Raw genomic sequence first — 20,448 nt, 5'->3', positions numbered from 1 at the left:
GCATGCTGCTCGCCGCCACGGCGGGGTCTGCGAAGATCGTCCCCCGTGGACGCACAGGGCGAGGAGATCGGGTGACGGTGCGCGACGCCGAGGCGCCGCCGCAGCGACGACGAGGGAGCGGCCGCGTGCCGCTGCCGCCGGCGCCGCGGGACGTCCCCCTGCCCGCGACCTTCGGCGACTGGTACGACGTGGCCGCCTCGAACCTCGGAGCGGTCCAGCGGCGGGACAGCGGCGGCAGGCGGATGCTCGCCGGCCTCGTGCTGGTGCTCGGCTGCCTGCTGGGGCTGGGCCTTGCCACCGAGCCCGTGCTGGTGCTGCTCGGGAACGGGCCCGACGGCGCGCAGGCCGACGTCGCGTCGGTCGTCGTGGGCGGGCTCGTGCTGCTCGGGACCCTCGCCTGGTGGACGCGTTACCGGCGCGACTGGGGCAGGGCGCGGCGCCTGCGGCAGGGCTGGGCGCTGGCGCTGCGCGACCCCGAGGTGCTGGCGCTCCCGACCCGCACGCAGGCCACGGGCCCCGGGGTCGACCCGGAGCGGATGCACGACTTCAGAGCGCGCGAGCTGGCCGAGCTGGAGCCGTACCCGGGCGTCAAGCCGGTGGACGGCTTCAGCGGGCTGCTCGACGCGCTGCGGGCGATCCTCTACCCGCTCGTGCTGGCCGTCGGGCTGCTGCTGGTGGTCGTGGGTTCCGACCAGGACGATCTGGTCGACGGCGCGACCGCGCTGTCGCCGGGCGTGGTGCTGCTCGTCGTCGGGCTCCTGGCATCCGTCCGCGCGTGGCGGCGCCTCGCGGACGGATGGGTCGTGGCGGGGCTGGAGCACGACGACCGCGCCCGGTGGACCGGGTGGCGGGTGCTGACCGGCCACGAGGAGGCGGCCGCCCCCCGCCCCTGGTGGCGTCGGCTCAACCTCGTCTTCCTGCCCGTCGCGGTCGGCGGGCTCGTCGTCGTGGTCGCTCGGTCGGCGTCCGGTCCGACGGCGGGCGTCGACGGGGTCGCGATCGGCGTCGGCATCGTCGTGGTGCCGATCCTGCTGGTCTACGGCAGCTTCGTGGTGCGGATGATGGCCGGTCGGGTGCGCGCTCGTGGCGTCGAGGTGTCGGTGCGGGTGCTGGCCGACGACGTGCCGCCCCTCGGGCCGGAGGTCGTCGTGCCCGGGCCGGCCGTCCTCGACCTCGGCGATGCGCCCACGCTGCGGCCGGCCGACGGGGCCGCGGTCGCGCTCGACGGGGCCGCGCTGGTCAGCGGTGTGCCGCACATGCTGGCTTCCCGGCGGCACTGGCTGATGCTGGCCGACGGGTCGCAGGTCCCGCTGGTGTGCGCCGACGTGCGACGGCTGCAGCGCCTGGCCGGGAGCGCGGGCCTGCGGGTGCTCTGACGCGCGCGGCACCGAGAGGTCGTGACATCGTGATTCCGTGAGGCGCGCGAGGGGGATCACGTCGGCAGCGCTCGTCCTCGTGGCGGCGGTGGCATGCGCCGGACCGGCCACGGGAGAGGCCGCGGCCTCGTCGGACGAGCCCTGGCCGGCCGGCCCGTCGACCGCGTCGTCGGCCGCTGCTGCGGCCGCGTCGGTCGCGCTGCCCCCTACGGCCGGCGTCTTCGACTACCAGCTCGGCGGCGCGTACGACGAGGTCGACGCGGGCGCGGGGTCCGGCGGTCCGGTGCCGGTCGACGTCGTCGTGCGCGACGCGACGGCCGCCCCGCTGCCCGGCGCGTACAACGTCTGCTACGTCAACGGGTTCCAGACCCAGCCGGGCGACGCGGAGGCGTGGCTCGAGCGCGCCGAGCTGCTGCTGCACGACGCCGACGGCGAGCTCGTCGTCGACCCGGACTGGCCGGACGAGTACGTGCTCGACCCGTCCACGGAGGCGCAGCGCGAGGGGATCCTCGACGTGCTCGGGCCGGCCGTGACCGGCTGCGCGGACGCCGGGTTCGACGCCGTGGAGATCGACAACCTCGACACGTGGACGCGCTTCGACGAGATCGAGTCCGCGGGCGCCTACGCGCTCGCCCGCGCGTACGTCGAGACCGCGCACGACGCCGGGCTCGCGATCGCGCAGAAGAACGCCGCCGAGATCACGGGGGTGGCCCACGGCGAGCTCGGCTTCGACTTCGCCGTCACCGAGGAGTGCGCCGCGTGGTCCGAGTGCGCCGCCTACACCGACGTCTACGGCGACCACGTGCTGCAGGTCGAGTACCCGGACGCCCTCGAGGAGGCGGGCCTGACCTTCGACGACGTCTGCGCCCTGGACGACCGGGCGCCGCTCACGGTCCTGCGCGACCGGGACCTCGTCGCCGCCGGCGAGGACGGCTACGTCTACGACGCCTGCTGAACCGTCTCGGGGCGCTTCTCACGGGCGAACCGTGCCGGGAGGTCCGGGCCGTCCCACACCTGCACCGCACGCCAGATCGACGCCGCGATGGGCACCGCGAGCACGGCGCCGGTGAGACCGACGAGCACCGTGCCCGCGGTCAGCGCCACGAGGATCACCAGGGGGTGCAGGCGCAGCGCCCGGCCCATGACGATCGGCTGGAGGAGGTCACCCTCCAGCTGGTTTACCACGATGACGAGCGCGGCCACGACGAGCGCCTCGACCGGGCCGACCGCCACGAGGGCCACCAACGTCGCGAGGATGCCGGCGAGGGTCGCGCCGACGAGCGGGATGAACGCCAGCAGGAACACGAGCACGGACAGCGGGATCGCGAGCGGCACCCCGAGTATCGCGAGACCGATGCCGATGGCGACCGCGTCGACGGCCGCGATGATCGCCGTGCCGCGCACGTACCCGCCGAGCGTGCGGATCGTCGCGTCACCGATGCGCTTGCCGCGCTCGTAGCGGTGGCCCTCGAACGGGCGCAGGAGGAACTCCCACAGCTTCGGGCCGTCCTTGAGGAAGAAGAACAGCACGACGATCATGATGAAGAACCCCGCCACGAAGTCCGCGGTCTGGGACACCCCGGCGATCGCGCCCGAGCCGACGGCGTCGGACCGCAGCAGCCCGGCCGCGGACTCCTGCGCGGACCGGATCTGCTCGTCCGTGATCTCGAAGGGCAGGCCCTGCACGTACGTCTGGAGCTCCGCGAACCCGTCGAGGGCCTGGGTGCGCAGCTCGTCCCACTGGTTCACCACGGCCAGGACGACCAGCCAGACGATCCCCGACAGCACCGCGACGAGCGCGACCAGGGCGATCCACGTCGCCAGCAGGGAGGGCAGGCCGCGTCGGCGCAACCATGCCACGAGCGGCGAGATCGCCGCGGCCAGCACCAGCGCGATCAGCACGGGGATGACGACGAGCGACAGCTGGGTCACCGCGAGCGCGAGCACGGCGATCACCGCGAGCACCGCCAGCACCTGCAGCGACCTCGTCGCCACGCGGCCGAACCCGTCGGACCACACCCCCACGACGGCGCCGGAGGGGAGCGGCGACCCCTCGACCTGCGTGGCTCCCGCCTGCGGCGGCGTGCCGTCCCGCGACCTGCGCCTCGACCGACCCATCACGATGGCTCCTTCACTGCGCGTGAGACGAAGTAGCCCGACCCTACGAGCGACCGTCGATGCATGCGCGGTGCAGGTTCCGGGACGTGCGCCGACCTCACCAGCCGCCGGGGCTGAGGATCTTGCGGATCCGCTTCTCGCTGACGGCGCCGTCGGTCCCGAGCTGCTGGGCGAACAGCGAGACCCGCAGCTCCTCGACCAGCCACCGCACGTCGTCCAGCTCGGCGGCGCGGGCCGGGTCGGCGGGGCCCGCGGCGTAGGCGGCCCGGGCCTTGTCGTAGGCCTCGGTGACGTCGTGCACGCGCCAGGCCAGCTCGGCGTCGCGCGCCGGGCTGGTCTGGGCCTTCTCCAGCCGGTACGACGCGGCGCGGAGGTAGCGCACCAGGTGGGGGACGCGGCGTGGCGGGGTGTGCCCGACGAAGCCGTCGTGCACGAGCCCGGCCACGTGGTCACGGACGTCCTGCAGCGTGTTCAGCAGCGCGAGCGACGACGACGCCCGGACCTCGCCCTCGACCGCGCGCCAGGCCGCGAGGGCCGCGACGACGTGCCCGACGATCCGGTGCACCTCGTCCTCCAGGTGACGCCGCACGAACGCGACGGCCGTCGTGTACGACTCCGCGTCGCGGATCTGTACAGCGACCGGGCCGCCGGTGGGAGTCCCCGGTGCCTTCTCGGCGTCGGGGCTGGTCAGTGCGGTGACCGCCGCGAGCTGCAGGTCGGCCACCAGCCCTTCGGTGTTCCGGTACGGCGCGGCGGCGAGCGTCAGCGACTGCGACGACGTCCACCGCGACGTGATGCGCCCGGGCTGCAGCCCCGTCTCCGTCAGCAGCAGCCGCCGCACGCCCCGGGCGTGCGAGGCGTCCTGCGCCGCGGCGTCGGCGAGCACGCGCAGCGCGACCGTGGGCCGCCCTTTCGCGTCGGGCTCCTCCACCAGGGCGGGGTACCCCCGGACCACGACACCGCCGCCCAGGTCGGTCGACACCGAGCGCGGCAGCGCGCCGTCGGGCAGCGCCGACGGCCAGGTCGTGAGACCGGACTGCTCGGCGACGACGGACGTGCCCTGCCCGGCCGCGTTCCCGGTCGCGTTCCCGGTCGCGTGCCCGGCCGCGGGCGGCCCGGCCGAGGCGCGACGCGACGCCGGCGCGCCTGCGTGGGCCGGTGCGGGCGACCCGGCCGCGGCGCGCGCCTCCTCGAGCGCCAGGCCGACGGCGCCCTTCACCGCCGCGCGCACGGCCGCCTCGGCCTGCGGGGCGAGCTGCTTCTGCAGGGCGAGCAGGTCCTTGGACTCGCCGACGACGGCGGGTGCCGCCGCCTTCGGCGCCCGCTTGCGGCCGTTCCCCTTGCCCTGGCCCTTGGCCTTGACGGGAGCCTCCGCCCGGGCGGCGTCCTCGACGCGGAACGTCATGCGCAGGTGCGCGGGAAGCCGCTCGACGCGCTCGGCGTCCCACACGTCGTCGGGGATGACGACGTCGCGCAGCGCGCGCACGGCGCGGGTGAACTCCACGTGGAAGGGGGACGCCATGTCGCCGGCGCGGGTCATGTCCTCCCAGCTCGGCGTGTTCTCGCGCAGCCACGCGGCGACCGCGCCGCCGACGTCGGGCGCGGGCACCAGCTCGCGGCGCACGGCCTTCGGCAGCGACCGGACCGTCGCGACGCACAGCTCGTCGAGCAGGCCCGGCACCATCCAGTCGAACCCCTCGGGGGCGACGCGGTTGAGGATGGACAGCGGCACGTGCACGGTGACGCCGTCCGCGTCGCTGCCGGGGGAGAACTGGTACGTCAGCGGCAGGGTGACCTCGCCCTGCGTCCACGTCTCCGGGAACTGGTCGGTGTCGACGGCTCCTGAGTCCACGAGCTGGTCGAGCGTGAACGTCAGCAGGTCCGGCGTCTCGCGCTGCGCGGACTTCCACCAGGTGTCGAAGTGCCGGGCGCTGACCACCGACGACGGGACCCGCTCGTCGTAGAACGCGAAGAGGTCGTCCTCGGACGCCACGAGCCCGCGCTGCCGGGACCGGGCCTCGAGCTCCTCGGCCTCGGCGAGCAGGCGCCGGTTCTCCGCGAAGAACCGGTGGTGGGTGGTCCACTGCCCCTCGACGAGCGCGTGGCGGACGAACATCTCGCGCGCCGCCTCGGGGTCGACCTTGGCGAACAGCACCGGCCGGTCGGCGACGATCGGCACGCCGTACAGCAGCACCTTCTCCGTCGCCATCGCCGCGCCCTGCTTCGTGGACCAGTGCGGCTCGGAGTAGGTGTGCTTGGCCAGCGGCCCGGCGAGCTCCTCCGCCCACTCGGGCTGGATGCGGGCGACGTCGCGCGCCCACAGCCGCGACGTCTCCACGAGCTCGCCCGCCATGATCCACTCCGGCGGCTTCTTGCTCAGCGGCGACCCGGGGAAGATGGCGAACCGGGCGCCGCGGGCGCCGAGGTACTCGTTGCGCGCGCGCTTCGCGGCCTGGCGCAGCGCGCGGGCGCGCGCCTCCCCGCGCAGGTGGGCCACCGACGACGCCTTGATCTCCCCGGTGTCCTGCATGCCGATCTGCGACAGCAGACCCGCCAGCAGGGCGCGGTGGATGGTGTCGCCGTCCCAGGCGAGCCGGTGGTCCACCTCGGCGGTCTCGGGGTCGACGTCGGCGCGCTCCGCCGAGACCGTGCGGGTGCGGGGCTTGAACGACATGTCGATGCCGAGCGGCTTGCTCATCTCGCGCAGCTGCGCGACGACGTCCTGCCACTCGCGGATGCGCAGGAAGTTGAGGTGCTCCGCCTTGCACATCCGCCGGAACGCGGACGAGCCCATCTCGTGCTGCTGGCCGCGCACGTACTCCCACAGGTTGAGGTACGTGAGGAAGTCGGATCGCGGGTCGGTGAACCGGGCGTGCAGCTGGTCGGCGTGCGCGCGCGTCTCGGCCGGGCGCTCGCGCGGGTCCTGGATGGACAGCACGGCGGCGATGATCGCGACCTCGCGCGCCACCCCCTGCTTCGCGCCCTCGATGATCATGCGCGCCAGCCGCGGGTCCATCGGGAGCTGCGCGAGCGTGCGCCCGACCTCCGTCAGGCGAGTGGCGCCGTCCCGCGTCTCCAGCGCGCCGAGCTCGCTGAGGAGCTGCACGCCGTCGCGCACGGCGCGGGTGTCCGGCGGCTCGACGAACGGGAAGCGCGCCACGTCGTCGGGGGTCTGCACCACACCGACGGAGATCATCTGCAGCAGCACGGACGCGAGCGACGTGCGCAGGATCTCGGGCTCGGTGAACTCCGGCCGGCTCTCGAAGTCCTCCTGCGAGTAGAGACGGATCGCGACGCCGTCCGCCACGCGGCCGGACCGCCCGGAGCGCTGGTTGGCGCTCGCCTGGCTGATCGGCTCGATGGGCAGCCGCTGCACCTTGGTCGCCTTGGAGTAGCGCGAGATGCGGGCGGTGCCCGGGTCGACGACGTAGTGGATGCCCGGCACGGTCAGCGACGTCTCGGCGACGTTCGTCGACAGCACGATGCGGCGGCCGGGGTGCGACTGGAAGACGCGGTGCTGCTCCGCCGCGGACAGCCGCGAGTACAGCGGCAGGATCTCGACGAAGTCGGGCCGCTTGCTGTCGCGCACCCGGTCCTTGAGGTGGCCCTCCAGCGCGTCCGCCGCGTCGTGGATCTCCCGCTCGCCGGAGAGGAACACGAGGATGTCGCCGGGGCCCTCGCGCATCAGCTCGTCGCAGGCCTCGACGATGCCGGTGACCAGGTCCTTCTCGCCGTCCTCGGAGCGGGCCCTCTTCTTCGCCGGCGCGTCCGGGTCGGTGTCGGGGGACAGGGGACGCCAGCGGATCTCCACCGGGTAGGTGCGGCCCGTGACCTCGACGACGGGCGCATGGTCGGGCAGCACCTCGACCACGTCGCGCGGGGCACCGCCGACCTCGGCCAGGTGCGACGGCGAGAAGTGCGCCGCGAACCGCTCGGAGTCGATCGTCGCCGACGTGATGACGACCTTGAGGTCCGGGCGGCGCGGCAGCAGCCGCGACAGGTAGCCGAGCAGGAAGTCGATGTTGAGCGACCGCTCGTGCGCCTCGTCGATGACGATCGTGTCGTAGGCGAGGAGTTCCGGGTCACGCTGGATCTGGGCCAGCAGGATGCCGTCCGTCATGACCTTGACGAGGGTGTCCTCCGACGACTGGTCGGTGAACCGCACCTGGTAGCCGACGACGCCGCCCAGCTCGGTGTCCAGCTCCTCGGCGACGCGCTCGGCGACGCTGCGCGCCGCGATCCGGCGCGGCTGCGTGTGCCCGATCTGCCCGGCGCGCCCGCGGCCCAGCTCGAGCAGGATCTTCGGCAGCTGCGTCGTCTTGCCGGAGCCCGTCTCGCCCGCGACGACGACCACCTGGTGGTCGCGGATCGCAGCGGCGATGTCGTCCCGGCGCGCCGAGACCGGCAGCTGCTCGGGGTAAACGATCGGCGGGACCTCGACCGCGGCGCGCCTCGCGGCGGCCTTCTCGAGCTGCTCATGGCTGACGCGACGCGGGCCGCGCGACCGGGCGGCCTGCTGGTCCGCCGGCCGGCCCGAGCCCGGGGGCCTGCCGCGTCCGCGGCCGCGGCGGCGGGGACGCCGCGCACCGCCGTCGTCCGACGACGACTGCGGTGCGGGGCTGGGCTCGGTGCTCACGACGTCCCATTCTCTCAAGCCGCGCAAGGTGATTGGCCCGCGCTACCCGCCCCCGAGCCCGACCACGAGCGGCGACCTCGGGGGCGGCTGCCCGTCAGGGCACGCGGTAGCCCGCGGCGCGGAACAGCTCGTACCACTCGGCGCGGGTGAGGGGCAGGTCCGAGCCCTGGGCCGCGCCCTCGACGCGCTCCGGCGTCGTCGTGCCGAGCACCACCTGCATCCCCGCCGGGTGCCGGGTGATCCAGGCGACGGCGATCGCGATGGGCGGCACGTCGTACTTCGCCGCGAGGCGGTCGATCACGGCGTTGAGCTCCGGGTAGTCCTCCGAGCCGAGGAACACGCCGGTGAAGAAGCCCGCCTGGAACGGCGACCAGGCCTGCACGGTGATGTCGTGGAGGCGGCAGTAGTCGAGGATCCCGCCGCCGTCGAGGGTGAGCGCCTGGTCCTCGCCCGCCATGTTGGCAGCCACCCCCTGCGCGACGATCGGCGCGTGCGTGATCGACAGCTGCAGCTGGTTCGCGACCAGCGGCTGGCGCACGGACTTCTTGAGCAGGTCGATCTGGCCCGGGGTGTGGTTGGAGACGCCGAAGGCGCGGACCTTGCCGGCGGCCTCCAGGTCGTCGAAGGCGCGGGCCACCTCGTCCGGCTCCACGAGCGCGTCCGGGCGGTGCAGCAGCAGCACGTCCAGGTAGTCGGTGCCCAGGGCGCGCAGGGAGCCCTCGACCGAGGAGACCAGGTGCTCGTACGAGTAGTCGAAGTACGGCCCCTCGCGCACGATGCCGGCCTTGGACTGGATGGTGAGCTGCTCGCGCTCCGACGGCGACAGCTGCATGGCCTCGGCGAACCGGCGCTCGCAGCCGTGCAGGTCGTCACCGTAGACGTCGGCGTGGTCGACGAAGTCGATGCCGGCGTCGCGTGCGGTGCGCACGAGCTCGCGCACGGCGTCGTCGTCCAGCTGCTGGATGCGCATGAGGCCGATCACGACGTTCGGGACGTGGCGGCCGGTGGTGCCCAGGGGGACGGTTCTCATGGATCTCCTCGTCGATCGGGGTGGTGGTCTCGCCGGCGCTCGTGGACGTCAGGCGAGGTTCGCGAACAGGTCGTTGAGCGCCTCGGTCATGGACGGGTGGGTGTAGATCTCGTCGCGGAGCCGGGTCGCCGTGACCCCGTGCCGCATCGCCAGCGCGACGGTGTTGATCGTCTCGTGGGCGTCGTGGCTGAGCATCGTGACGCCGAGGACCTCGTCCGTCTCCGCGTCGACGACGGCCTTCATCAGGCCGCGCGGGTCGGCGATCTTGGCGCGCGGCACCGTGGCCATGTCCGCCACCCGGCGCACCGCCACGCGCAGCGGTCGCCCGGTCTCCCGGGCCTCCGCCTCCGTCATCCCCACCCGCGCCAGCGGCGGCGTCATGAAGATCGCCTGCGGCACCGCGCGCCGGTCGGCGGTCGAGCGCCGACCCTCGCCGACGAGCTGGTCCAGGACGATGCGGTAGTCGTCGAGCGACACGTACGTGAACTGCGGGCCGCCGTTGACGTCGCCCACCGCGAAGACGTGCTCCGCGCTGGTGCGCAGGTGCTCGTCGACGACGACGGCGCCGCGGGCGTCGGTGCGGACACCCGCGGCCTCGAGCCCCAGCCCGTCGGTGACCGGGCGCCGTCCGAGCGCGGCGAGCACCGTGTCCCCGTCGACCGTGTCGGTGGTGCCGTCCGCCGTCCGGTACGTCACGCGGGCGCAGGGGCCGTCGTCGGTCGTCGTGTCGGCCACGGAATCGATCGTCACGTCCGTGCGGATCGCGACCCCCGCGTCGGCGAGGATGCCGGCCGCGGCCGTGGCGACGTCGTCGTCCTCGTGGCGCAGGATGCGCGGCCCGCGCGTGAGCAGCGTGACCCGCGCGCCGAACGCGGCATGCATCGCGGCCAGCTCGACCGCGACGTACCCGCCGCCGAGGACCACGAGCTCGCGCGGGCGTTCCGTGCGCCCCAGCAGGCCGGTGCTCGTGACGACGTGGTTGCTCTCCCGCAGGCCGGGGATCGGGGGCAGGACGGGCTCCGCACCCGTGCCGACGACGATCGTCGTCGCCGTGACCTCGAGCTCGTCGTCGCCGGCACGCACCACCAGCGAGTGCGGCCCGGTGAACGTCGCCTGCCCCGTCACGACGGTCGCGGCGTCCAGCGAGTCGATCATCGCGAAGTTCTTCCCGCGCATGAGCGACGTGAGCGAGCGGGTGGTGGCGGCCGCGAGCCGGAAGCTCTCCTCGCCCGCGGTGTGCGGGTCGACGTGCTCGCCCTGGTAGATGAGCGACTTCGTGGGGACGCAGCCGATGTTGATGCACGTGCCGCCGTACATCTGGTCCGACTGCTCGATCATGACGACCCGGGCGCCGCGTCCGGCCATCGCGGCGGCGAGCGTCTTGCCGCCCTTGCCGAACCCGACCACGGCCAGGTCCGCGTCGATCGTGGGTCGCTGCATGGAGGTCTCCGTCCGACGGTGTCGGGTCAGGCTAGCCACGGCCGGCGGGCCGCGCCCGGTCGCTCGGGCCGGGGCGTCAGGGCCGGTGCGTCAGGACCGGGGCGTCAGACGGTGAGCCCGACCGCCGACGTGGCCCCGCCGACGGACACCGCCGCGAACAGGCCCCCGAACACCAGGAGCACCCAGAACAGCGCGTAGAGCACGCCGAGCGACGTGAAGACGATGGAGAGCCAGAACCCCCACGTCGCGAGCTGGTTGTCGAAGCCGGCCTGCCGCGACTGGGAACGACCGATCGCGGCGAAGACGATGCCCGCGGGCGGGAACACGAACGCGAGGACGAAGCCGACGATGCCCATCGTCTGGCCCGGGTCGGCCGGCGGGTAACCGTACGGCGGCGGGTACCCGTACCCCGGGTTTCCACCCTGCGGCTGGTGGGGCTGCGGCGGGTAGCCAGGCTGGGGTGGGTAGCCGGGCTGGGTCTGGTAGCCGGGCTGCGCGGGGTAACCGGGCTGGGTCTGGTAGCCGGGCTGCTGGCCCGGCTGGTCGGGCTGGTACGGGTCGCTCACCCCGACAGTCTCCCGCCCCGGCGTCGTCGCGCCAAGGGGGCGGGCACGACGCGGCGCGCGGACGTCGGTAACGTCGGCACCGCCCGGCGAGGGCCGGCGCCCAGCAGGCACCCAGCACCCAGCAGGCGCCCAGCACCCAGCATCGACGAGGAGGCCAGCGTGCGCGTCGCCGTCCTGGACGACTACCAGCAGGTGGCCCACCGGTTCGCCGACTGGGCGAGCCTGCAGGCCGAGGTCGACTTCCTCGACCGGCACCTGCCCGACGACGACGCCGTGGTCGCCGCGCTCGCGGGCTACGACGTCGTGGTCGCGATGCGGGAGCGGACGCCGTTCACCGCCGCCCGGCTCGCCCGGCTGCCCGACCTGCGGCTGCTCGTCACCACCGGGCGTGCCAACGCGGCGATCGACCTGGACGCCGCCCGCGGGCGTGGCATCGTCGTGTGCGGCACGGGATCACCCACCAACGCGACACCCGAGCTCACCTGGGCGCTCGTCCTCGCGCTGCTGCGGCACGTCCCTGCCGAGGACCGCGCCGTCCGCGACGGCGGGTGGCAGCACACCGTGGGTGCCGACCTCGCCGGACGCAGGCTCGGGGTCGTGGGGCTCGGCCGGCTCGGCACGCGGGTGGCGCGCGTGGGCGCGGCCTTCGACATGGACGTCGTCGCGTGGAGCACCCACCTCGACCCTGCGCACGCCGCCGAGGTCGGCGTGCGCGCGGTGACCAAGGACGAGCTCTTCGCGACGTCGGACGTCGTGACCGTGCACTACAAGCTGAGCGCGCGCAGCGTGGGGATCGTCGGCGCCGGCGACCTCGCGCGGATGAAGCCGACCGCGTACCTCGTCAACACCTCGCGCGGTGCGCTCGTCGACACGGACGCCCTGCTCGCGGCGCTGCACGACGGGCGGATCGCCGGCGCCGGGCTCGACGTGTACGACGCCGAGCCGCTGCCCGCCGACCACCGGCTGCGGTCCGCGCCGCGCACGGTGCTGACCCCGCACCTCGGGTACGTCACCGAGGCCACGTACGAGACGTTCTACGGCGAAGCGGTCGAGGACGTCGCCGCGTGGGCGGCGGGCAGCCCGGTGCGCGTGCTCACGTGAGGTGCCGGGGTGGCACAGCGCGCTGCCACCACGCCGAGCAGCGCAGCGGCGCCGAGCCCGTCGTCAGCACCGGCCGCATCGGCGTCGCGGTGTTCGCCGACGACCTCCAGACGATCCGCAGCCTCGCCGAGCGCGACAACGCGCGGATCGAGCACTGGTCCGAGCTCCCGCGCGGCGGGCACGTCGCGGCGATGGAGGTGCCGGGCGACGTCGCCGACCTGCGGGTCTTCTTCGCCTGACCTCCGGGGTTCTCACCCCAGCGGCGCGGGCACCCGGCGGTCGGTGCCCGTGCCGCGCTCCGGGTCGCTGCCGCGCACCAGGACCTCCCACCGGTCGACCTCGAAGCGGTACAGCCGGATGTCGGCCTCCCCGGACAGCTCGCCGGGCGTGAACGCCACGCCGTCACGGGTGTCGGCGTACGCCGCGGCGCAGCGGGCCTCGAGCTCGCCGTCGGGCACGACCTGCGCCCGGCCGGTGAGGTACACGGCCTCCGCGGAGCCGACCCGGACGGTGGAGTCGAAGACGACGCCCTCGACCCGCGGCTCGCGCTCCACGTTCCGGGAGTGGTGCGCGCTTGGGGACGACACCCAGTAGACGTCGCGACCGTCCCGGGTGAAGAACACCGGCGAGACGCGCGGCGCGCCGTCCGGGTCGATCGTCGCGAGCACGACGTAGCGGACGGTGGCGAGGACGCGCTCGGCGTCGGCGGCAAGGTCGGTCATGGCAGGTAGACCCGCGACCCGGCCCGCCCTCATCGGGCCGTGGGCCCGCGCACGGGCGGTCGTGATGGAATCGAGAGGTGTTCGACCGACCCCGCACCCGCCTCGACCTCGTCCCCCGCCGCGTGCGCGTGCACGCCGTCGCCGAGCTGACCGGCTCGATGCGGCGCACGACCTTCCGCGACGTCGCCGGCGCCGACCCCGCGGCGTCGTCGTCGCTCGCCGCTCTGCAGGCGCCCGGCCCGGAGGACCACGTCAAGGTCTTCCTGCCCGACCCGGCCACCGGCCAGCTGCACGCCCCGACGATCGCGCCCGACGGGGGCCTGCAGCGGCCCACCGGCGTCGTGTCCATCTCGCGCGACTACACCGTGCGCGCCACCAGGACCGTCGACGGCGTGGCCGAGCTCGACATCGACTGGGTGCTGCACGGCGACGAAGGGCCGGCGTCGGCCTGGGCCGCGAGGGCCGCCGAGGGTGACGAGCTGGTGCTCGCCGGGCCGCGCGGGAGCGTCGGCGCCCCGGAGGGGGTCGACCGCCTCACCCTCGCCGTCGACGAGACGGGCCTGCCCGCCGCCGCGCGCTGGGTGCAGGCCGTCGGGCCGGACGTCCCCGTCACCGCGATCGTCGAGATCGGGGACGACGTCGACGAGGCGTTCGTCGAGGACGAGCTCGGGCGGGCCACCGTCGAGATCCTCTACCGCACCGACGGCCCGGGCCAGCTGGAGGACGCCGTGCGGTCCCTCGGAGGCGTCGAGGAGGGTGAGCTCGTCGTCGCCCTCGGGGAGGCGGGGGACCTCGTGCCCGTGCGGCGCTACCTGCGTCGCGAGCTCGGGCTGCCGCCCGCCCAGCTCTCGATCTCCGGGTACTGGCGGCGCGGCACGGTCAACCTCGACCACCACCTGCCGCTCGACCCGAGCGACCCGGACTGACGCCGGCGGGTCAGGCTGCGGCGTTCTCCGTCTCGCCGCGCAGGGCGTCGATCTGCTCCTGCAGGCTGCCCAGCATGCCCGAGACCTCGGCGGCGCCGGCATCGGCGGCCTCCCCGGTCACGTGCCTGACCTCGGCGGACGCCGCCTCGAGCGCCACCTGGGCGTCCTCGAGGGCGATCACCGCGCCGGCGGCGGACTCGGACGCGCGGACCAGGGCCGCGCGGGCCTCCTCCGTGGCGGCGGTCGCCGAGGCGACCGCGTTGGTGACGTCGGTGGCGAGCGTGGCGGGCAGGTCGGACACCTGCTTCTCCAGCTCGTGCAGGTCGCCCTCGATGGCCTCGGCCTGACCTTGTGCGTCGGCGATGAACCGCTCGACGTCGGCAGGGGCGGAACAGGCGCCGAGCATCATGGCCAGGGCGAGCAGGCTCGCTGCGGCCAGACGGGTCGTCGTCTTGCCCATGGTCGAAGTCGTCGCTGACGTCATGGGCCCGATTCTGCCTTGCCCGGGAGCGTTTCCACTGGCCGGAATCCACAGATGACGTGGAGATCTTGCACACACCGCCGTGCAGGGCGGGCGCGAGCGGGCCGTGGCGCCGCCTGGCGGCCACGCTGGTCGGCGGCAGGATGGCGGCATGAGCGCGCTGACGACGTCCGAGCTGACCGCGATCTACACCGACCTGCATGCGCACCCGGAGCTCGGGTTCGCCGAGCACCGCACGGCCGGGATCGTCGCCGAGCGGCTGCGCGGGTGGGGCTACGCCGTCCACGAGGGGATCGGCGGCACCGGCGTCGTCGGCGTCCTCACGAACGGCGACGGCCCGCGCGTGCTGCTGCGTGCCGACATGGACGGGCTGCCCGTCACCGAGCGCACCGGGCTGCCCTATGCGTCGACGCAGGTGACGACCACGGACGACGGCCAGGAAGCCGGCGTCATGCATGCCTGCGGCCACGACGTGCACGTCACCTGCCTGCTCGGGGCGGCGGCCGCGCTCGCGGACGGGGACACCGGATGGAGGGGCACGCTGGTGGTGCTCTTCCAGCCCGCCGAGGAGCTCGGCCGGGGTGCCCGGGCCATGCTCGACGACGGCCTGTTCGCGACCGTCGGCGGGGCGCCCGACGTGGTGCTCGGTCAGCACGTCCTGGCGTTGCCCGCGGGGGTGGTCGCGGTGCGCGCCGGCGTGGCGATGTCGGCCGCGGACTCGCTGCGGATCACGCTGCACGGGCGCGGCGGGCACGGCTCGATGCCGGAGACCACCGTGGATCCCGTGCTGATGGCAGCCGCCACGGTGCAGCGGCTGCAGGGCATCGTGGCCCGCGAGGTGGCGGCGGGGGAGTCGGCCGTCGTGACGGTCGGGTCCGTCCGCGCCGGGAGCGAGCCCAACATCATCCCGGACCGTGCCGAGCTGCTGGTCAACGTACGCACCTACACGCCCGAGGTCCGCGAGCGCGTGCTGGCCGCCATCCGCCGGATCGTCGAGGCGGAGGCCGCCGCGTCCGGGGCGCCCCAGCCTCCCGAGATCGAGACGGTCACCAGCTTCGCGGCGACGGTGAACGACCCGGAGGCGACCGAGCGCACCCGCAGCGCCCTGGGCGCGGCCCTGGAGGCGCGCCGTGCGCCGGTCGAGGCGGTCGGCGGCTCGCCTGCGGTCGTGACCCCCGCCCCGCACGCGGCGTCCGAGGACGTGGGCGAGCTCGCGACGGCCGCCGGCGCTCCGCTCGTGTACTGGTTCCTCGGGGGCCACGACCCGGCGCAGTTCGCCGACGTCGACCTCGCCGGTGCTGCCGCGGCGGGCCAGCAGCCGCGCGGCATCCCGTCCAACCACTCGCCGTACTTCGCCCCGGCTCCCGAGCCGACCCTCGACCTCGGCGTCGCGACGCTGGTTGCCGCCGCGCGGGAGTGGCTCGACTGATCGCGCGGTCATGCGGCTGCCCGGTCTGCGGCTGCCCGGTCGGGAGTGGGGCGGTCGAGAGCCCGGCGATCGGGAGTCGGGTGGCCGGGCGCGGCAGGCCTGGGCGGAGCGTGGCCGGGCGGAACGTCCGACCCGGCGAGGGCCCGACCCTGCCGGTCGCGGAACTCCCACCACGAGGTCCCGGCCCGGGCGCGCCGGCGCATGCTGACACCGCTGCCGTCGACGTGGTCGTGGTGGTGCCAGCACAGCAGTGCGGCGTTCTCGGCACTGGTGGGTCCGCCGTCAGCCCAGCGGACGACGGCGTGGTGCACCTCGCAGCGTGACGGCGGCTCGTCGCAGCCGGGAAAGGTGCAGTGCTGGTCGCGGGCGACGACGGCGCGGCGCAGCGGACCGGCGACCGTGCGCTGCGCCCGCCCGACGTCGAGCACCTGTGAGTCCGGGCCGAAGATCACGCGCGTGAGGGCACCGTCGCACGCGATGCGGCGCAGCACCGACGCCGGGATCGGGCCACGGCCGTCGCCGAACCGGGCAAGGCCCTCTCCGACGGGAGCGGTCAGGCTCTCCAGGTCGAGGTTGTCGGCCCTGGAGCAGTCGGCCCTGGAGCAGTCGGTCTCGGAGCAGTCGGTCTCGGAGCCGTCGGTGGCGGTGCCGGCGGTGGCGGTGCCGGCGAGCGCGCGCCGGAGCTCCGTCCACGACACCGTCACCGTGACGTGCGGCCGGGATGCGGCACGGTGCCCGGCGCGCCCCAGTCCGCCGTTCTCCCGTCCCGCGGCCTCTCGTCCCGCGGCCTCCTGCCCGGTGTGGTCCTGCCGGGTGTCCCCGCGCTCGGCCGTGAGCCGTGCCATGTCGGCGAGCGCCTGGGCGCGCCGCTGCGTCGGCGTGCGAGTGTCGCCGCCGGTCGGTGGCCCGGTCAGGGCGTCGAGCGTGCCGCGGAGGGTCTGTCCGTGCTCCTCGGTGAGGAACCCGGCGAGGTGGTAGCCGTCGAACGTCGGGGAGACCTCCAGGAACTCCTTCTCGCGGGCCTTCACGTATCCGCGCTCGTCGGCCTCGGGGTCGGCGACGTGGGCGAAGCGACCCACGAGGCGGCGGAACTGCGGGACCGAGCAGGCCTCGGACAGGCTGAGGAGGTACTCCTCCCCGGTCGGCCTCTCGAGGGCGCCTCCCTCGTCGGGGTCCTCGACGTCAGCGGCGTCGCGTTCCGTGCCGACGGTCGGGTCCGGTACGGGTGCGGCGAGCGTCTCGCGCCGCGCCGGAGACGTCGGCGCGACGTCGACCAACGCCCGTACGTGGTCCGCCCCGATCTGCCCGGCGAGAGCGGCGGCGCGGGTGGCGGGCAGGTCGTGGAGCAGCCGGCGGGCCGTGCGCACCTCCCGGTGCGCCGTGGCCGGGTGGACGCGGTCGCGGCGGGCCAGCCAGTGGGCGAACGTCCGCGAGTCGTCCAGCGACCAGGTCCCGGAAGCCTCCAGCGCAGGCAGGATGTCGAGACGGACCGCCGCGAGCCGTTGTTCGACGGCGCGGAGCCGTGACTCGAGCTGTGCCAGGTCCGGGTCCGTGACGTGGTCCCACCCGGCGTTCGCAGCGATCTCGGAGAGCGCCTCCACGACGAGCTCGAGCGCCCCCGTCGCGGACGGGGCCGAGCCCGTGCCGAGGGCAGGGGCGTCGACGTCAGGCGGCGGTTCGAGCGCCGGTGGATCGGCTGTGGGCGGGTGGGCGGCGTTCGGGTGCGAGGTACGTGGCCCGGGGGCGTTCGGCCTGACGGGTTGCTCGGTCAGCGTCATCGCTCCTCCTCTGGTCGGTCGCTCACCTCCGGTGCGGCGTCGCCCGGCACGACCGCCCAGACGTTCGCCTCTCGAGGTGATGGTGCGACGTTATCGAACAGGCGTTCGAACGCGTCAAGGAGTGGCGGAAGATCCCCGGATATCTGTGGACGATGGCGGCTGTGGACAGCCTCGGCGCGAGGTTGCGCCGGTGCGTGCCCGGCGAGCGGCGGTGGGTGCCGGTGAGGGACCGGGCACGGCCGCGTCGTGCGTCAGCCCCGCGCGCCCAGCCGGCGACTGATCTCCACGGCGGCCCGGCCGGCGGCGGCGGCCAGCTCGTCCCGTCGCCCGTCGTCGACGTCGTCGGACCAGAACGTCAGCGCGACGCCCGCCACCGGGTACCCGGTGTGGTCGACCGCGGCGTGCGCGACGGACGCCAGGCCGGTGGTGACCTCGCCGTCCTCGGTGGCGTGTCCCCGTCGGCGGGTGTCGCGCAGCACCTCGCGCAGCTCGCGCAGCGTGCGCGGGCCCACGCCGGTGCGGTCGGCGAGCGCCCCCGCGGAGGGGAACAGTGCGCGCACCTGCGCGGCGGGCAGCCGCGCGAGCACGGCGCGGCCGCTGGCGGTGAGGTGGCTCGGCAGCCGGACGTCGACGTCGGTGACGAGGCTGAGCCGGTGCGGGGCGCGCTGCTCCACGAGGTACAGCACCTCGCGCCCGTGCAGGACGGCGAGGTGCGCGCTCTCGCCCGTCGTCTCGACCAGGCGCGCGACCACGGGTCGCGCCAACCGGGCGAGAGGAGCCTGACGCGCGTACGCCGAGCCGAGAGAGAGCGACGCCGTCCCCAGCCCGTACCGGTGCTCTTCGGGCAGGTGGGTCACGAAGCCCTCGTCCACCAGCACGGACAGCAGGTGGTACACCGTCGAGCGCGGCAGCCCCAGGTGCTGCGCCACCGCCGCGGCGGGCGACGGGCCGGGCTGCGCCGCCAGGTACGCGAGCACCCGCAGCGTGCTGCGCGCTGCTGGGACGTCCGCCATGCGACTCTCCTTGGCCGTCCTGCCCGCGCGGGTGGCCCCGCGGGCGCCGCACCCGGGCGTGGTCCCGCGGGGCCGGACGCATCGACGTTGTCTGGGATCCCAGACTGAACCTCGCCCGGAGCCGTGTCCAGCGGCACGACGACGGTGTGTGCTGTCCGTATGGCCGACACGCTGCAGCACCCCGCCGACCGCACCACCCCCGTGGCCGGCCGCACCGCCACGAGCGCCACGAGCGCCGCCACGACCACCGTCGAGATCACCGGCGACCCGCTGTCCGTCGCGGACGTCGTCGCCGTCGCCCGGCACGGCGCCGCGGTGCGCCTCACCGACCGCGCGCTGGAGTCGATGGCGGCGAGCCGCGCCGTCGTCGAGGACCTGGCCGACGACGACCGCCCGCACTACGGCGTCTCCACCGGCTTCGGCGCCCTGGCTCGCCGCCACATCCCCGTCGACAAGCGGGCGCAGCTGCAGCTCGGCCTGGTGCGCTCGCACGCCGCGGGCAGCGGCCCGGAGGTGGAGCGCGAGGTCGTCCGCGCCCTGCAGCTCCTCCGCCTCGCGACACTCGCCACCGGCCGCACGGGCGCGCGCCCCGTCGTCGCCGAGACGTACGCCGCGATGCTCAACGCCGGCATCACGCCCGTCGTGCACGAGTACGGCTCGCTCGGCTGCTCGGGCGACCTCGCGCCGCTCGCCCACGTGGCGCTCGCCGCGCTCGGCGAGGGCCCGGTGCGGGTCTCGACCGGCCCGGAGGAAGACGGCGAGCGTGTCGACGCCGCCGAGGCGCTCGCGGCCGCGGGCATCGCGCCGCTGAAGCTGCGCGAGAAGGAGGGCCTCGCCCTCATCAACGGCACGGACGGCATGCTCGGCATGCTGTGCCTCGCCCTCGACGACCTGCACCGCCTGCTCACGACGGCGGACGTCGCGGCGGCGTCGAGCGTCGAGGCGCTGCTCGGCTCGGACGCGCCGTTCGCCGAGGACCTGGTGGGCATGCGCCCGCACCCGGGCCAGGCGGCGTCGGCCGCGAACCTGCGCGCGCTGCTGGCCGGCTCGCCGGTCGTGGCGAGCCACCGCACCTTCGACGCCGAGGGCCGCCCCGAGTGCACCCGCGTGCAGGACGCGTACTCGCTGCGCTGCGCGCCGCAGGTGCACGGCGCGGCCCGCGACACCCTGGACCACGCCGAGACCGTCGCGGGCCGCGAGCTCGCCTCCGCCATCGACAACCCCGTCGTCACCGTGGACGGGCGGGTCGAGTCCAACGGCAACTTCCACGGCGCCCCGGTCGCGTACGTGCTGGACTTCCTCGCCGTGGCGGTGGCCGACGTCGCGAGCATGAGCGAGCGGCGCACCGACCGGTTCCTCGACGTCGCACGCAACGAGGGGCTGCCGGCGTTCCTCGCCGACGACCCGGGCGTCGACTCCGGCCTGATGATCGCGCAGTACACGGCTGCGGGGATCGTGAGCGAGCTCAAGCGCCTCGCCGCTCCGGCGAGCGTCGACTCCATCCCGTCGTCGGCCATGCAGGAGGACCACGTGTCCATGGGCTGGGCCGGCGCCCGCAAGCTGCGCCGCGCCGTCGACGGCCTGGGCCGCGTGCTCGCCGTCGAGCTCATGACCGCCGCCCGCGCCCTCGACCTGCGCTGCACCCCCGAGTCCGGCCTGACGCCCGCCGCCGGCACCGGCGCCGTCCACGACCTGCTGCGCACGGCCGTCCCCGGCCCCGGCCCGGACCGCTTCCTCGCCCCCGAGATCGACGCCGTGACCCGGCTCGTTGCCGACGGCGGCGTGGCCGCCGCCGCGAGCGGCGCCGTCGGGCCGCTCCGCTGACACCGACC

General features: G+C 74.9%; 16 protein-coding genes. 7 read left to right on the top strand and 9 right to left on the bottom strand.

What is annotated here, in order from left to right; translation table 11 throughout:
* The first annotated feature begins 71 nt into the window (after positions 1-71).
* Both IEW03_RS13150 and IEW03_RS13145 read left to right on the top strand, forming a co-directional pair.
* Entirely contained in the window at positions 72-1,376 is a 1,305-nt protein-coding gene (locus IEW03_RS13150) for a hypothetical protein (protein WP_188524139.1), read from the top strand.
* Positions 1,377-1,413: 37 nt separating this feature from the next.
* Positions 1,414-2,331 (top strand): endo alpha-1,4 polygalactosaminidase, encoded by a 918-nt coding sequence (locus IEW03_RS13145; protein WP_188524138.1) that lies wholly within the window; start codon positions 1,414-1,416, stop codon positions 2,329-2,331.
* Here IEW03_RS13145 and IEW03_RS13140 read toward each other — a convergent pair.
* The 5 genes from IEW03_RS13140 to IEW03_RS13120 all read right to left on the bottom strand — a co-directional run bounded on the left by IEW03_RS13140 (position 2,316) and on the right by IEW03_RS13120 (position 11,166).
* Positions 2,316-3,494 carry an AI-2E family transporter gene (locus IEW03_RS13140; protein WP_188524137.1) on the bottom strand — a complete coding sequence of 393 codons (1,179 nt, stop codon included), beginning with the start codon at positions 3,492-3,494 and terminating at the stop codon, positions 2,316-2,318. The two genes, IEW03_RS13145 and IEW03_RS13140, sit on opposite strands and share 16 nt — an antisense overlap.
* Positions 3,495-3,591: 97 nt before the next feature.
* Positions 3,592-8,130 carry an ATP-dependent RNA helicase HrpA gene (gene hrpA / locus IEW03_RS13135; RefSeq protein WP_188524136.1) on the bottom strand — a complete coding sequence of 1,513 codons (4,539 nt, stop codon included), beginning with the start codon at positions 8,128-8,130 and terminating at the stop codon, positions 3,592-3,594.
* A 94-nt stretch (positions 8,131-8,224) separates the two neighbouring features.
* A complete protein-coding gene (locus IEW03_RS13130; RefSeq protein ID WP_188524135.1) occupies positions 8,225-9,160 on the bottom strand; it encodes an aldo/keto reductase in 936 nt (311 codons plus the stop codon).
* Between the two features lie 48 nt (positions 9,161-9,208).
* Complete coding sequence (locus tag IEW03_RS13125; protein WP_188524134.1) at positions 9,209-10,600, bottom strand: FAD-dependent oxidoreductase; 1,392 nt, start codon at positions 10,598-10,600, stop codon at positions 9,209-9,211.
* 104 nt (positions 10,601-10,704) lie between these two features.
* Entirely contained in the window at positions 10,705-11,166 is a 462-nt protein-coding gene (locus IEW03_RS13120; RefSeq protein WP_188524133.1) for a DUF4190 domain-containing protein, read from the bottom strand.
* 159 nt (positions 11,167-11,325) lie between these two features.
* On the opposite strand from IEW03_RS13120, the gene IEW03_RS13115 reads away from it, so the two are divergent.
* Together IEW03_RS13115 and IEW03_RS13110 are read left to right on the top strand one after the other, a co-directional pair.
* Positions 11,326-12,267 (top strand): D-2-hydroxyacid dehydrogenase family protein, encoded by a 942-nt coding sequence (locus IEW03_RS13115; protein WP_188524132.1) that lies wholly within the window; start codon positions 11,326-11,328, stop codon positions 12,265-12,267.
* Complete coding sequence (locus IEW03_RS13110; RefSeq protein ID WP_229737981.1) at positions 12,264-12,506, top strand: hypothetical protein; 243 nt, start codon at positions 12,264-12,266, stop codon at positions 12,504-12,506. Before IEW03_RS13115 ends, IEW03_RS13110 begins: the two co-directional genes overlap by 4 nt.
* 12 nt (positions 12,507-12,518) lie before the next feature.
* Here the strand turns inward: IEW03_RS13110 and IEW03_RS13105 are convergent, their stop codons facing one another.
* A complete protein-coding gene (locus IEW03_RS13105) occupies positions 12,519-12,989 on the bottom strand; it encodes a pyridoxamine 5'-phosphate oxidase family protein (protein ID WP_188524131.1) in 471 nt (156 codons plus the stop codon).
* A 77-nt stretch (positions 12,990-13,066) separates the two neighbouring features.
* Between IEW03_RS13105 and IEW03_RS13100 the strand changes: the two genes are divergently transcribed.
* Positions 13,067-13,915: a siderophore-interacting protein gene (locus IEW03_RS13100; RefSeq protein ID WP_229737980.1), complete on the top strand. Its 849-nt coding sequence runs from the start codon at positions 13,067-13,069 to the stop codon at positions 13,913-13,915.
* A 10-nt stretch (positions 13,916-13,925) separates the two neighbouring features.
* On the opposite strand, the gene IEW03_RS13095 is transcribed toward IEW03_RS13100, so the two are convergent.
* The gene (locus IEW03_RS13095) at positions 13,926-14,399 is read right to left on the bottom strand and encodes a hypothetical protein (RefSeq protein ID WP_188524130.1); all 474 of its coding nucleotides are present in this window, start codon (positions 14,397-14,399) and stop codon (positions 13,926-13,928) included.
* Positions 14,400-14,547: 148 nt separating this feature from the next.
* On the opposite strand from IEW03_RS13095, the gene IEW03_RS13090 reads away from it, so the two are divergent.
* Positions 14,548-15,825 carry an amidohydrolase gene (locus IEW03_RS13090; RefSeq protein ID WP_188524129.1) on the top strand — a complete coding sequence of 426 codons (1,278 nt, stop codon included), beginning with the start codon at positions 14,548-14,550 and terminating at the stop codon, positions 15,823-15,825.
* A gap of 8 nt (positions 15,826-15,833) precedes the next feature.
* On the opposite strand, the gene IEW03_RS13085 is transcribed toward IEW03_RS13090, so the two are convergent.
* Positions 15,834-17,603 (bottom strand): HNH endonuclease signature motif containing protein, encoded by a 1,770-nt coding sequence (locus tag IEW03_RS13085; RefSeq protein ID WP_188524128.1) that lies wholly within the window; start codon positions 17,601-17,603, stop codon positions 15,834-15,836.
* A gap of 251 nt (positions 17,604-17,854) precedes the next feature.
* Entirely contained in the window at positions 17,855-18,616 is a 762-nt protein-coding gene (locus IEW03_RS13080) for an IclR family transcriptional regulator (RefSeq protein ID WP_188524127.1), read from the bottom strand.
* Between the two features lie 159 nt (positions 18,617-18,775).
* On the opposite strand from IEW03_RS13080, the gene hutH reads away from it, so the two are divergent.
* Complete coding sequence (gene hutH / locus IEW03_RS13075; protein WP_188524126.1) at positions 18,776-20,440, top strand: histidine ammonia-lyase; 1,665 nt, start codon at positions 18,776-18,778, stop codon at positions 20,438-20,440.
* Positions 20,441-20,448: the final 8 nt, after the last annotated feature.

It is taken from the genome of Isoptericola cucumis (genome assembly GCF_014635665.1).
Taxonomy (GTDB): domain Bacteria; phylum Actinomycetota; class Actinomycetes; order Actinomycetales; family Cellulomonadaceae; genus Isoptericola; species Isoptericola cucumis.
The sequence above is the reverse complement of the archived record's forward strand: the minus strand, read 5'-3'. Positions and strand labels throughout refer to the sequence as shown.